The 12,923-nt window shown below is 73.8% G+C and carries 12 protein-coding genes; 5 read left to right on the top strand and 7 right to left on the bottom strand.

Annotation, left to right across the window (positions count from 1 at the left end; translation table 11 throughout):
- Positions 1-77: 77 nt before the first annotated feature.
- From amrb99_RS12910 to amrb99_RS12885, 6 genes are all read right to left on the bottom strand, one after another.
- Entirely contained in the window at positions 78-1,691 is a 1,614-nt protein-coding gene (locus amrb99_RS12910) for a M4 family metallopeptidase (RefSeq protein ID WP_190856169.1), read from the bottom strand.
- 229 nt (positions 1,692-1,920) lie between these two features.
- A complete protein-coding gene (locus amrb99_RS12905; protein ID WP_151539109.1) occupies positions 1,921-2,307 on the bottom strand; it encodes a transcriptional repressor in 387 nt (128 codons plus the stop codon).
- Positions 2,304-3,200: a metal ABC transporter permease gene (locus amrb99_RS12900; protein WP_190856168.1), complete on the bottom strand. Its 897-nt coding sequence runs from the start codon at positions 3,198-3,200 to the stop codon at positions 2,304-2,306. Before amrb99_RS12900 ends, amrb99_RS12905 begins: the two co-directional genes overlap by 4 nt.
- A complete protein-coding gene (locus amrb99_RS12895; protein WP_190856281.1) occupies positions 3,197-3,907 on the bottom strand; it encodes a metal ABC transporter ATP-binding protein in 711 nt (236 codons plus the stop codon). The genes amrb99_RS12900 and amrb99_RS12895 overlap by 4 nt, the downstream gene beginning before the upstream one ends.
- A 50-nt stretch (positions 3,908-3,957) precedes the next feature.
- Positions 3,958-4,914 carry a metal ABC transporter substrate-binding protein gene (locus amrb99_RS12890; RefSeq protein WP_190856167.1) on the bottom strand — a complete coding sequence of 319 codons (957 nt, stop codon included), beginning with the start codon at positions 4,912-4,914 and terminating at the stop codon, positions 3,958-3,960.
- A gap of 32 nt (positions 4,915-4,946) precedes the next feature.
- On the bottom strand, positions 4,947-5,264 hold the full coding sequence (locus amrb99_RS12885; RefSeq protein ID WP_190856166.1) for a DUF6703 family protein: 318 nt from the start codon (positions 5,262-5,264) through the stop codon (positions 4,947-4,949).
- A 28-nt stretch (positions 5,265-5,292) separates the two neighbouring features.
- On the opposite strand from amrb99_RS12885, the gene amrb99_RS12880 reads away from it, so the two are divergent.
- From amrb99_RS12880 to amrb99_RS12870, 3 genes are all read left to right on the top strand, one after another.
- Positions 5,293-5,577 carry an antibiotic biosynthesis monooxygenase family protein gene (locus tag amrb99_RS12880; RefSeq protein WP_190856165.1) on the top strand — a complete coding sequence of 95 codons (285 nt, stop codon included), beginning with the start codon at positions 5,293-5,295 and terminating at the stop codon, positions 5,575-5,577.
- A 296-nt stretch (positions 5,578-5,873) separates the two neighbouring features.
- Entirely contained in the window at positions 5,874-7,316 is a 1,443-nt protein-coding gene (locus tag amrb99_RS12875) for a glycoside hydrolase domain-containing protein (RefSeq protein WP_190856164.1), read from the top strand.
- A 282-nt stretch (positions 7,317-7,598) separates the two neighbouring features.
- Positions 7,599-8,987: a glycine--tRNA ligase gene (locus amrb99_RS12870; protein WP_190856163.1), complete on the top strand. Its 1,389-nt coding sequence runs from the start codon at positions 7,599-7,601 to the stop codon at positions 8,985-8,987.
- 160 nt (positions 8,988-9,147) lie between these two features.
- Here the strand turns inward: amrb99_RS12870 and amrb99_RS12865 are convergent, their stop codons facing one another.
- On the bottom strand, positions 9,148-9,810 hold the full coding sequence (locus amrb99_RS12865; protein WP_190856162.1) for a hypothetical protein: 663 nt from the start codon (positions 9,808-9,810) through the stop codon (positions 9,148-9,150).
- 301 nt (positions 9,811-10,111) lie between these two features.
- On the opposite strand from amrb99_RS12865, the gene amrb99_RS12860 reads away from it, so the two are divergent.
- The gene (locus amrb99_RS12860) at positions 10,112-10,573 is read left to right on the top strand and encodes a hypothetical protein (RefSeq protein WP_190856161.1); all 462 of its coding nucleotides are present in this window, start codon (positions 10,112-10,114) and stop codon (positions 10,571-10,573) included.
- Between the two features lie 66 nt (positions 10,574-10,639).
- Entirely contained in the window at positions 10,640-12,907 is a 2,268-nt protein-coding gene (gene secD, locus amrb99_RS12855; protein WP_190856160.1) for a protein translocase subunit SecD, read from the top strand.
- Positions 12,908-12,923 lie beyond the last annotated feature (16 nt).

Raw genomic sequence — 12,923 nt, 5'->3', positions numbered from 1 at the left:
TCCCACGCCGATCGGGCGAGCGCCGAGGCCCCCGTACCGCCAGGCGGTACGGGGGCCTTCCTCACGCGCCGAGGGGGTCAGCTCACGTTCACCGCGGACCAGGCGGCCGCGACGGCGTTGTACTGGGCGCTGCCCGTGCCGTACAGGTCCTTGGCCGCGTTCAGGGTCGCCGTGCGGGCGGCCTTGTAGTCGGTCGAGGACGTCATGTAGGTGGTGAGGGCGCGGTACCAGATCTTCGTGGCGGCGTCGCGTCCGACGCCGGCGACGGTGGAGCCGTTGGACGTCGGGCTGTCGTAGGACACGCCGTTGATCGTCTTGGCGCCGCTGCCCTCCGACAGCAGGTAGTAGAAGTGGTTGGCGACGCCCGACGAGTAGTGGACGTCGAGGTTCTTGGTGGTGGACGACCAGGCGTCCGGCGACTTGCCGTCCTTGCTGGGCTTGTCCATGAAGCGGAGCGCCGCCTTGCCGAAGCCCGGCAGGACGACCTTCTCGCCGACGAGGTAGTCGCCGAGGTCGGCGGAGTTGTTCGCGTAGAACTCGACGGCGGCGGCCATGATGTCGGACGTCGCCTCGTTCAGCCCGCCGGACTCGCCGGAGTAGGTGAGGTTCGCGGTCGCGGACGTGACGCCGTGGGTCATCTCGTGGGCGGTGACGTCCAGGGCGGTGAGCGGGCCGAGCTGGGTGCCGTCGCCGTCGCCGTACGTCATGCAGAAGCAGGAGTCGTCCCAGAACGCGTTGGCGTAGCCGTTGTCGTAGTGGACGCGGTTGAACGAGCCCTTGCCGTCCCCGTTGATGCCGAGGCGGCCGAACACGTTCTTGTAGAAGTCCCAGGTCTCGTTGGTGCCGAACTGGGCGTCCACGGCGACGGTCGACCGGTCGGACGTCGTCCCGTTCCCCCAGTGGTTGTCGGCGTCGGTGAAGACCGTCGCCGGGGCCCGGTAGAGGCAGAACGACAGGAAGCAGAGGTCCGTCTGGTTCTGCGCGTCGCCGGTGTAGGTGCCGCCGCGGGTGGGGTCCTTCAGCTGGTAGGTGCTGCCGGACTTGGTGGTCTCCAGCGGGACGGTCCCGGTGTAGAGGGAGCGGCCGTCGCCGGCGTCGGTCCGGATCGTCTCCTCGCGCAGCAGGACCTTGCCGGTGGCCGCGTCGACGGTGGTGAGGAGGCGGCTGGGCGTCCCGTCGGCCTGCTTGCCGGCGGTCTGGATGCGCCAGGCGAGGCGAGGCCGATGGTCGGCGGTGCGCGCCTCGACGACGAGCTGCGCGGCGCCCCGCGTCTTGTGGCCCTTGGTCAGGGCCTTCCGGGTGGCCGTCTTGGCGGGGAGTTCGGGGCTGGCGTCGGCCGGCGCCTTGGCGAGGGTCAGGCTGCTGCCGCGCCACGTCCCGTCGGCGGACTGGTGGACGACGAGGTCGCCGCCCAGGACCGGGAGCCCGTCGTAGGTCCGGGTCATCCGGGTGTGGGACGTGCCGTCGCGGTCCACCGCGACCCCGACGACCGTGAACGACTGGCCGCCGCCGTCGCGGGTCTGCGCGCCGTGCGCGGGCAGCGCCTTGAGCGCGTGCGCGGCGGCGGTCCGCGGGTCGGGGGGAGGCGGGGCCTGCCGTGCGGACGCCGGCAGCGCGGTGCCGGCCGTCGCGAGCAGGGCCGCCGACGCCAGGAGCGCGGTCCGCCGGCTGGTGATCGCCCGTCTTGTCATGAACGCCCTCTCGTGCGGAGCGCCATGGCCCCCCGAGAGGCCCGCCGTCGGGCCCGCCGTGGCAATGGGACATTTATGACATACGAGGATTTAGATGTACTTGTTACAAACAGCCAAAAGACCGATACGGAGCGTGTGAACTACGCGCCTTGCGCCGCGCCCGCGGAACCGGGCGCCGGACGGGCCGGACGAAAGCGCGCCCGGGAACGCGCCAGAGAGCGCGACCCGGTCAGCGGGACGCGGACCGGCAGTCCGCGCACGTCCCGAACACCTCGACGGTGTGCGTGATCTCGGCGAACCCGTGCTCGGCGGCGATCGCGTCCGCCCAGCGCTCCACGGCCGGGCCCTCGACCTCGACCGTCCGGCCGCACGCGCGGCAGACCAGATGGTGGTGGTGCTGCTCGGTCCGGCAGGCGCGGTACACCGCCTCGCCCTCGTCGGTGCGCAGCACGTCGACCTCGCCGGAGTCGCTGAGCGCCTGCAGCGCCCGGTACACCGTCGTCAGGCCGATCTTGGAGCCGTCCGCGCGGAGGTCGGCGTAGATGTCCTGGGCGCTGCGGAAGCCCTCGCAGCCGGCCAGCACCTGCCGCACCGCGTCGCGGCGGGCCGTCGTCATCCCCTGATCACCTCCGCCTCGGCGTCCATCCGCGGCCGCTCGCCCGGCCCGGCCGCGCCCGGAAGGACGGCCCCGGCCCGGCGGGCGCGCCTGCGGCGCACCACGGTCCCCCCGGCGGCCGCCGCCAGGAACAGCGCCAGCGCCAGCAGCACGATCGAGGGACCCGGGGGAAGATCGTACTCGAAGGAGCCCGCGAGACCCGACACCGCCGACAGTACACCGACCCCCATCGCCAGCAGCATCGTGCTCCGGAAGCCCCGCGTGACCTGCTGCGCCGCCGCCACCGGCACGATCATCAGCGCGCTCACCAGCAGCAGCCCGATCGCCCGCATCGCGATCACCACGGTCACCGCGGCGGTCACCGCGATCAGCACGCTGAGGAACCGGACGGGCAGCCCCGCCGCCCGCGCCACGTCCTCGTCCTGGCACAGCAGGAACAGCTCCCGGCCGAACACCGCGACGATCCCGAGCACGACGACCGCGAGCGCCGCGACCACGTACAGGTCGGAGGCCGACACGCTGCTGATCGACCCGAACAGGTACGACTGCAGGCTCGCCCCGCCGCCCTGCACGTTGGTGAGGATCACGCCGCCCGCCAGCCCGCCGTAGAACAGCAGCGCCAGCGCCACGTCCGCGCCGCTGCGGCTGCGGGCGCGCAGCACCTCGATCGCCACCGCGCCGAGCACCGCCACCACCAGCGCGCCCAGCACGGGCGACGACCCGGTGAGCAGCCCGAGCCCGATGCCGGTCAGCGCGATGTGCCCGACGCCGTCGCCGAGCAGCGACAGCCGCCGCTGCACGATGAACGTCCCCACCGCCGGGGCCGTCAGGCCGATCAGCACCGCCATCACCAGCGCGATGCGCATGAAGTCGAACTGCAGCATCTCCGTCACGCCGCACTCCCCGCCGTGCTCCCCGTCCCGCCGCCCGCCATGGTCCGCGCGCTCTCGCGCGCCACCCGGCCGTGCTCCAGCTCGACCGTGCGGGTGATGAGCGGCTCCATCGGGCCGAGCTCGTGCGCGACCAGCACCACCGTCCGGCCCGCCTCCGCCAGGCCGCGCAGCGTCGCCGCGAGCGCCGCCTGGCTCGCCGCGTCCACGCCCGCGGTCGGCTCGTCCATCACGAACGCGTCCGGCTCGCCGGCCAGCGCGCGGGCGATCAGCACCCGCTGCTGCTGCCCGCCGGACAGCAGGTGCGCCGAGTCGCGGGCCCGGTCGGCGAGGCCGACGGCCTCCAGCGCGCGGTCCACCGCGGCGCGGTCGGCGGCCCGGTCGGTGACCAGCGCGGGCAGCCAGCGCGACCGCCGCGCGATCCGCCCGGACGCCACGACCTCGCGGACCGTCGACGGGACGCCGCCGCCCATCGGCAGCCGCTGCGGGACGTACCCGACGCGCCGCCAGTCGCGGAACCGGGCGGGCGGCTCACCGTAGATCTCGGTCCGCCCAGCGGCCAGCGGGACGAGCCCGAGCAGCGCCTTGACCAGCGTGGACTTGCCCGCCCCGTTCGGTCCGAGGATCGCCAGCACGTCGCCCGCGCCGACCCGCAGGTCGACGCCGGACAGCACCTCGCGGCCGTCCCGCCGGACGACGCCGCCGGTCATCGCGAAGGGCGGCGCCGCCCCGCCGCGGTCCGTCGCGGGCACTCGGTCGGTCATGAGCACTCCAGGGCGGGCCGCAGGGTCCGCAGGTTCCGGTCCATGATGGACGTGTAGTCGTCGGAGGAGCCCTTCTCGACGCCCTCCACCGGGTCGAGCACGGCCGTCCGGACGCCCGCCTCCCGGGCCAGCGAGTCGGCGACCTTCGAGCTGACGAGCCGCTCGGTGAAGATCGTCGTCGCGCCCGTCGAGCGGACCTCGCGGGTCAGCGCGGCCAGCCGCTTCGGCGACGGCTCCATCGACGGGTCGATGCCCGCGACCGACACCTGCCGCAGCCCGTACCGCTCGGCGAGGTAGCCGAACGCGGCGTGCGCGGTGACGATGTCGCGGCGGGCGCAGTCCTTCAGGCCGTCGCGGTACCGCCGGTCGAGGCCGGACAGCTCGGCCGCGACGCCCGCGGCGCGCTGCCGGTAGGCGGCCGCGTGCGCGCCGTCGGCCCGGGCGAGCCGGTCGCCGAGGGCGGTCGCGATAGTGGCCATGCGGACGGGGTCGAGCCAGACGTGCGGGTCGTAGCCGACGTCGGCGTGCCCCCGGTCGCCGTCGTGCTCCTCGATCTCGCTCTCGTCGCCGGACGGCGGCGGGAGCGTCGCCACCAGGCCGGCGGCGTCCAGCGACCGGCCCTTGGCGTGCTGGCGGACCGCGTCGTCGACGGCGGGCTGGACGCCCTTCACGTAGACGGCGAGGTCGGCCTTCTCGACCTGGGCGACCTGCCGGGCCGTCAGCTCCAGGTCGTGCGGCTCGGCGCCGGGCTTGGTCAGCGTGCGGACGTACACATCGTCGCCGCCGACGCGCTCGGCGAGCCAGGCGGCGGGGTAGAAGGACGCGACGACGGACGTCCTGCCGGGCGGGACGTCCGCGACCGCGCTGCCGCAGCCCGCCAGCGCCGCGCCGAGCCCGGCGGCGGCGAGGGCCGCGGCGGGGACGGCGCGGAAGCGGACGCGGGTACGGGGCATCCTCCGATTATGGACGAAGATGAAAACGGTTGTCAAAACCGCCCAATACCCCGTCCCAGGGCGAAACCGACCAGCACCAGCAGCGCCGCGATCCGCAGCACCCGGCCCGGCGCCTCCAGCTCCGGCCAGTTCAGGAACGCGAACCAGGCCAGCGCCGCCGCGAGCACCAGCAGCCCCGCCGCCGCCACCCAGCCCGTCCCCGCCATGCCGACCACCAGCAGCGCGAACACCGCGACGAGCAGCACCGCGCGCGGCAGCCGGTGCAGGAACACCACCGGCGCCGCGCTCCACCGCTCGACCGCCGCCCGCACGCCGCCCGCCGGCCGGTCCCGTCCGCTCCGAGTCTCCACGGGGCCAACGTACTGCGAGGATGGGCGGATGATCGCGATAACCCGGTACCGCGTGCCCGCCGCGGACGCCGACGGCTTCGCCGACCGCATGACCGCGGTGCTCACCGCGCTGTCCCGGAGCACCGGATTCCGGTCCGGGCGGCTCGCCAGGACCGTCGACGAGCCCGGCCTGTGGGCGCTGGTCACCGAATGGGACGGCGCCGGCCACTACCGCCGCGCCCTCGGCTCCTACGAGGTGCGGCTGGAGTTCATGCCGCTGGCCGCGCTCGCCGTGGACGAACCCGGCGCCTACGAGATCGTCAGCTCCGCCTGACCGCGGTCCTCGCCCGGCCGGGCCCACCGAGCGGCGGCAGGCCCGATCGGTACCGGGCCGATCGGGGGCCCGTCCGAGCGGCGGCCGGTCCGGTCGAGGGCCGGTCCGGTCGAGGGTCAAGCCGACCGGCGGCCCGCTGATCGGTGATCAACGAAGCGGGCAATACCGGGGCAAGAAGCGGCCGGACCCGGTTTCGGCCCCGCCCCGCAAGGTCATCTTCGCCTGGTCGTGATCATGCCGACGGCCCGCGGGGGAGACGGCCCCGCCGGGGCCCGGCCCGCCTCGGGGGAGAAGTGATGCGCCGTGTCGTCTCGCAGACCGCTGTCGTCCTGCTCAGCACGGCCACCGGGACGGCCGCCGTCGCGGGCGTCGGCGCCCTCCACGCGGCGTCCCCCGCGCGGTCCTCAGCCCACGAGGCCACCACGCTGATCCTCGGCCCGCCCCGCAACGCGCCCCGAAGTGCGCCCCGTGGCGCGGCCAGGGGAGCGCCCGCCGAGGCGACGCCGCGCTCGGTCGGCTACCGCGGCGTGCGTGTTCCCGTCCCCGCGGGCTGGGCGGTCGTCCGGCTCGACGAGGACCCGTCCGCCTGCGTCCGCTACGACCGGCACGCCGTCTACCTGGGCCGTCCCGGCCCGCAGCCGGACTGCCCGGCGCGTGTCGTCGGCCGTACCGAGTCCGTGCACGTCCAGCCGCTGGACGACGTCGCGGCGTCCCGCACGGTCGTGCACGCGGACAAGCTCGGCTCGTTCACGGTCAAGCCGTCCGTCGGGCACGAGACGAGCCTGGCGCTGCCGGAGGCCGGGATGGGCATCACCGGCGTGTACGGGACCGATCCGGCGGCGCTCCAGCGGATCCTGCGCGGCACCCGGGTGACCGCGAAGCCCCACGGGCACGGAACGCCCCCTGCGCAACCCCAACCGCAGCCTCAACCCCATGCGCAGCAGCAACCGCCTGCGCACGCGCAGCCGCAGCAGCCGAAGGAACCGCCGAAGCCCGCCACGCCGCCCTCCGGGCCGGCCGCCCGGCGCAGCGCCCCGGCGGACCCGCCGGACCGGCTGGACTACGCGTCAGGCAAGGGCTTCGACACGTGCACCGCCCCGTCGCTCTCCACGATGAAGGCGTGGCGATCGTCGTTCGACGTCACCAACATCTACATCGGCGGCGCCGCGCGCGGCTGCGAGCAGCCGAACCTCACCGCCGCGTGGGTGAAGAAGGTCCGCAAGATGGGGTACCGGATCCTGCCCACGTACGTCGGCCTCCAGCCGCCGTGCGGGACGCGCCCGCAGAAGTTCACCACGAGGAACGCCGCGTCCCAGGGCAAGAAGACCGCCGCGGACGCCGTGGCGAAGGCCAAGGCGCTCGGCATCCCCGCCGACAAGCCCATCTACCTCGACCTTGAGGCCTACAAGAGCAGGAACGCCACCTGCAAGGCGGCCGTGCTGCGCTTCGTGAACGCCTGGATCGAGAAGGTCAGGCAGAAGCACTACAAGCCGTGCCTCTACGGCAGCGCGAGCTCGGGCGTCCGCGACGTCGGGGCCGCCGAGGGGATCGCCAAGCCCGTCGGCATCTGGTTCGCCAACTGGGACGGCAAGGCCCGCGTGTACGGCGACCGGTTCCTGCCGGACGACTGGTGGCCGCCGCACCGCCGCATCAAGCAGTACCGGGGCGCCCACAAGGAGCGGCACGGCGGCGTCACCCTCAACATCGACAGCAGCATCGCCGACGGCCGCGCCTACTGACCTCCGGCGCGCGCCGCCTACTGACCTCCCGCGCGCGCGACCGGCTCCGGCCTCCCGATCCCCGCGGCCGGACCGTCCGACACGCTCCGCGGCGGTGCCGTCCGGGGACCCTTTCCGGTGCCCTAAGCTGGGGAATGCTCTGAGGCGCCGGGGAGACCGCGCCTCACCGCTCTCACAGCGCACCATCACCGGGGATCACCATCGCCGCCGTCCCGCCGTCCGCGCCGGGGCCGGGGCGTTCGCACTGACCCGCCGACCGCCAGCCGGATGGAGAGAACACTCATGGCACGCCGTTCCGATGTGCTGGACACGATCGTCAACCTCGCCAAGCGGCGGGGCCTGGTCTACCCGTCGAGCGAGATCTACGGCGGGCTCCGCGCCTCCTGGGACTACGGGCCGCTCGGGGTCGAGCTGAAGAACAACGTCAAGCGCCAGTGGTGGAAGTCCATGGTGCAGGGCCGCGACGACGTCGTCGGCCTGGACTCGTGCGTCATCCTGGCGCGCGAGGTCTGGGAGGCCAGCGGCCACGTCCAGGCGTTCGTCGACCCGCTCACCGAGTGCCAGTCCTGCCACAAGCGCTTCCGGGCCGACCACCTGGAGGAGGCCTACGAGGAGAAGCACGGCAGGCCGCCCGCGAACGGGCTCGCCGACATCACCTGCCCCAACTGCGGGGTGAAGGGCTCGTTCACCGAGCCGAAGATGTTCAACGGCCTGCTCAAGACCTACCTCGGCCCCGTCGAGGACGAGTCGGGCCTGGCCTACCTGCGCCCCGAGACCGCGCAGGGCATCTTCATCAACTACCTGAACGTCCAGCAGTCCGCGCGCCGCAAGGTGCCGTTCGGCATCGGGCAGATCGGCAAGTCGTTCCGCAACGAGATCACCCCGGGCAACTTCATCTTCCGGACCCGCGAGTTCGAGCAGATGGAGATGGAGTTCTTCGTCAAGCCCGGCAGCGACGAGGAATGGCACCAGTACTGGATCGACGAGCGCCTGCAGTGGTACGTCGACCTCGGCATCCGCAAGGAGAACCTGCGGCTGTACGAGCACCCGGCGGAGAAGCTGTCGCACTACTCCAAGCGCACCGTCGACGTGGAGTACAAGTTCGACTTCGTCGGCAGCGAGTGGGGCGAGCTGGAGGGCATCGCCAACCGCACCGACTACGACCTGTCGACGCACTCCAAGGCGTCCGGCGCGGACCTGTCGTTCTTCGACCAGGAGTCCGGCGAGCGCTTCACCCCGTACGTGATCGAGCCCGCGGCCGGCGTCGACCGCTGCACGCTCACGTTCATGATGGACGCCTACGCCGAGGACGAGGCGCCCAACGCCAAGGGCAAGCTGGAGAAGCGGACCGTGATGCGGCTCGACCGGCGCCTCGCCCCGGTCAAGGTCGCGGTGCTGCCGCTGTCGCGCAACGCCGACCTGTCGCCGAAGGCCCGCGACCTGGCGGCGCAGCTGCGCCGCAACTGGAACGTCGACTTCGACGACGCGGGCGCGATCGGCCGCCGCTACCGCCGGCAGGACGAGATCGGCACGCCGTTCTGCGTCACCGTCGACTTCGACACCCTCGAGGACGACGCGGTGACCGTCCGGGAGCGCGACTCGATGAGCCAGGAGCGGATCGCGATCGGCCAGGTCGAGTCGTTCCTGGCCGCGCAGCTCGTCGGCTGCTGATCCGGCTCTGCACGCGCTCGGGCTTGGGCTCGGGTTCGCACCGGCCGGGCTCGCCATGGACGCGGTCGCGGGCCGCCCCCTTCGCCGGGGGCGGCCCGCTTCCTTTTCGGGAGCGATCATTCACGGGAGCACGTCGTGAGGGAGCGCACCCCTCGGGAGATCAGCTGGTGACGTACAGGGTCTGGTTGTAGGTGCCGGACCCGGCGGTGGTCTCGCCCTGCAGCTGGTAGGTCGCGGTGACGGTGGCGGTGGACGGGCAGAGGAAGTTGCTGCCGGACTGCTTGTTCACCGTGGCGCCGTTCACGCCGACCTGCGCCTGGGCGTTGCTGGTGACCGGGCGGTTCGGGTTGTCGGGGTTGTAGCCGTTGGCGGTGAGGTTGCCGCCGAAGATGCAGGTGATGCCGCCGAACAGGTCGACCACGGCCTTGACGCTGAAGTTGGCGATCGTGACCGCCGCGTCGCGGTTCGCGCTGTGGCCGGAGTCGTAGACGACGCTGCCGCCGGTCCACGGCAGCTTCTGCGCGGTGATGGACACGGAGGCGGTGCCGGTGCAGCTGCTGAAGTTCGCGCTGCCGATGCTCAGGCCCGTGCCGTCGGAGTTGATCGATCCCGTCATCGTCGACTGGCTGCACGAGCCGCTGCCGATCGACGTGGAGACGGTCGCGTTGCCGAGTAGCGAGGCCTGCACGTTGCCGGAGTAGGGGGCGGCGGTGGCCGATCCCTTCCGGATGGTGGTGCCAGCGGCCGACGCCGGGGCGATTCCCGCGGCGAGGACGGCCAGCGCGGCGGTCCCGACGATCGCGGTCTGTCTGATTCGTGCCACCGGAAACTCCTCTGTCCGGTTCGGGGTGGGTAACGCGAAAGTAATTCGCCTTTCCTGGCCCGGCAATGGGCGCGCGGCGAAGCCGCCGTGGCCGGATTGGGACACCAGCCAGTGTCTGCTGGTAACGCCGGGCGGGCGAGGGCCGGGTAGGGGGCTGTGGCGCGGGGCCTGGTTGACGGAGTCCCGACTCCGTGCTTTCTCGCTTTGTTGCGGTCCAATGCGCCCGGTCGCGAAGTGGCCTAGATTGGGCGGACCATGGCCGCCCCGGCGGCCCGCGACGGCCGAGGGACGGAGGAGGGCCATGCGCGAAGCGCGCCGCTCGCCCGCCGCCGTCCGCTGGCTGCTCGCCCTCACGCTCGGACTGCTCGGCCTCGCCGGCGCACCGGCGGCGGGCGCCTTGAGCCCCGGTGCCCTCAGCACGGGTGCGCTGAGCACGGGCGAGCTGAGCACGGGCGCGCTCGCCGGGCCGCCCGCAGCCGCCGTCGGCGCCGTCGCCACCGCCACAGCAACCGGTCGCACCGCCACCGCTCGCGCCGCGACCGAACGGGCGTCCTCGCCCCGCCCGGCGCACGCCGTCCCCGAGCCGGCGCGGCACCACACCGGGCCGTCCGCACCGGTCACCCCGGGCGCGTTCGCGCCCGCCGGTCCGGACGTCCGCCCGGCGCTCGTCCGGACCGTCCGGCCCGCAGCCGGCTTCACCGAGCCCGTCGTCGCCGCGACGGGCGCGCCGCGGGGACGCGCCCCTCCCACCACACGGATCTGACGTTCCGTCCAGCGGCGCCGCGCCCTGCGAAGCGGCGGCGCCATCGCTCCGTGTGGAGGTTTCCCCTTGACTCGCGCCAACGCGGTGCGGGCGGTCCTGGCGTTCGCCGTGCTCGCCGCATCGCTGTACCTCGCCCTGTCCGAACCCGCCCGGCTGGGCCTCGACCTGCGCGGCGGGACCCAGATCGTCCTCGAGACCCGGGACTCGCCGTCGGTGAAGGCCGGCCGCGAGGCCACCGACCGCGCCCGCCAGGTCCTGCACCGCCGCGTCGACGCGCTCGGCGTCGCCGAGGCGTCCATCACCCGCTCCGGCGACCGCCGGCTGATCGTCGAACTGCCCGACGTCCAGGACCCGTCGCACGCGGCGGCGCTGCTCGGCCGGACCGCGCAGCTCACCGCCCACCCCGTCCGCGCCGCGGGCGGCGCGGCCGGCGCGGGCGAGAAGGAGATCCCGGACGAGAACGGCCGCCCCGTCCTCATCGGGCCCGCCCTGCTCACCGGCGACGGCATCGGCTCGGCCGGCGCGTCGTTCGACCCCGAGGGCCTCGGCGGCTGGGACGTCGGCATCAAGTTCCGCGGAGGCGGCGGGGCGGCCTGGGAGAAGGCGACCGCCCGGGCCGCCTGCGCCACCGGCGACGAGCGCCGCGTCGCGTTCGTCCTGGACGGCAAGGTCATCTCGTCCCCGCAGGTCGGCGCCGACGTCGCCTGCGGCACCGGGATCACCGGCGGGTCCACCCGGATCACCGGGAACTTCGGCGCCGAGGAGGCCAAGGACCTCGCCGCGCTCGTGCAGGGCGGCGCGCTGCCCGTCCCGGTGAAGGTCGTCGAGCAGCGGGTCGTCGGCCCCACCCTCGGCGAGGAGGCGATCAGGGCCAGCGCCTGGGCCGCCGTCATCGGCGTCGCGCTGACCGGCCTGTTCATCGCCGCCGTCTACCGGCTCGCCGGCCTCCTCGCCACCGTCGCGCTGGCCGGCTACGCCCTGATCTCCCACGCCGCGCTCGTCGCCGCCGGTGCGACCCTCACCCTGCCCGGCCTCGCCGGGTTCGTCCTGGCGATCGGCATGGCGATCGACGCGAACGTGCTGGCGTTCGAACGCGCCCGCGAGGAACGCGCCGCCGCGCCCGGCCGGTCCCCGCGCAACGCCCTCGCCATCGGGTTCACCAAGGCGTGGTCGGCGATCGCCGACTCCGCCGCCACCACGCTGCTCGCCGGCGGCCTGCTGTTCTTCCTCGCGTCCGGGCCGGTCAAGGGGTTCGGCGTCACCCTGTGCATCGGCGTGCTGGCCTCGCTGGTGTCGGCGATGCTGCTCAGCCGCGTCCTCACCGACGCGGCCCTGGCCCGCCTGCCCCGCCTCGCCCGCTCCAGGGCGGGCGGCCTCGACGCCGGCGGCCGGATCCGGCACTGGCTGGAGGACCGCCGGCCCGACCTCATGCGGCGCCGCACGCTCTGGCTCGCGATCTCGGGGGTCGTCGTCGCCCTCGCCGTCGCCGGGATCGCCGTCCGCGGCCTGAACTACGGCGTCGAGTTCACCGGCGGGCGCGCCGTCGAGTACACGACGAACCGTCCCGTCGACATCGGCGACGCCCGCTCCGCCGTGGCCCGCGCCGGGTTCCCGCAGGCCACCGTCCAGACGTCCGGCAAGGACGGCATCGCCGTCCGCACCGCCGGCCTCACCGACGCGCAGGAGAAGCGCGTCCGGGACGCGCTCGCGCGGCAGGGCGGCGGCGCGACCAAGCAGCGGGACGAGCTGATCGGCCCCAGCCTCGGCGGCGAGATGCGCACCAAGGCCCTGATCGCGCTCGGGGTGGCCCTGCTGGTGCAGCTCGGCTACCTGACGTTCCGGTTCCGCTGGACGTTCGCGGCGGGGTCCGTGCTGGCGATGCTGCACGACGTCGTGATCGTCACGGGCCTGTTCGCCTGGCTCGGCAAGCCCGTCGACGGCGTCTTCCTCGCCGCGCTGCTCACCATCATCGGCTACTCGGTGAACGACTCCGTGGTGGTGTTCGACCGCGTCCGGGAACTGTGGACGGCCGAACCCCGGGCCCCCTTCGCCGAGGTCGCGAACCGGGGGGCGCTGCAGACCGTGCCCCGCACCGTCAACACCGGCATGGGAGCCCTGTTCATCCTGGCCGCCCTCGCCGTGCTCGGCGGCGACACGCTGACCGACTTCGCGATCGCGCTCCTCGCGGGCATCCTCGTCGGCACGTACTCCAGCGTCTTCACCGCCACGCCGCTCGCGATCGTCCTCGAACGCTTCGCGGGCCCGGCGCCGCGCCCGCGCACCACGGCGCCCCGAACCCACCGGTCCCCGGGCGACTCCGGCGCCGTCGTCTGACCGGTCCCGGCGTGCC

Source organism: Actinomadura sp. RB99, from assembly GCF_014706005.1.
Lineage (GTDB): Bacteria > Actinomycetota > Actinomycetes > Streptosporangiales > Streptosporangiaceae > Spirillospora.
Note: the sequence above shows the minus strand (reverse complement) of the source record. Positions and strands in the feature narration are given on the sequence as shown.

Coding starts and splice junctions, on each gene's coding strand:
- amrb99_RS12910 (WP_190856169.1), bottom strand. CDS start 1,691: ATGACAAGACGGGCGATCACCAGCCGGCGGACCGCGCTCCTGGCGTCG.
- amrb99_RS12905 (WP_151539109.1), bottom strand. CDS start 2,307: ATGACGACGGCCCGCCGCGACGCGGTGCGGCAGGTGCTGGCCGGCTGC.
- amrb99_RS12895 (WP_190856281.1), bottom strand. CDS start 3,907: ATGACCGGCGGCGTCGTCCGGCGGGACGGCCGCGAGGTGCTGTCCGGC.
- amrb99_RS12890 (WP_190856167.1), bottom strand. CDS start 4,914: ATGCCCCGTACCCGCGTCCGCTTCCGCGCCGTCCCCGCCGCGGCCCTC.
- amrb99_RS12880 (WP_190856165.1), top strand. CDS start 5,293: ATGATCGCGATAACCCGGTACCGCGTGCCCGCCGCGGACGCCGACGGC.
- amrb99_RS12875 (WP_190856164.1), top strand. CDS start 5,874: ATGCGCCGTGTCGTCTCGCAGACCGCTGTCGTCCTGCTCAGCACGGCC.
- amrb99_RS12870 (WP_190856163.1), top strand. CDS start 7,599: ATGGCACGCCGTTCCGATGTGCTGGACACGATCGTCAACCTCGCCAAG.
- amrb99_RS12860 (WP_190856161.1), top strand. CDS start 10,112: ATGCGCGAAGCGCGCCGCTCGCCCGCCGCCGTCCGCTGGCTGCTCGCC.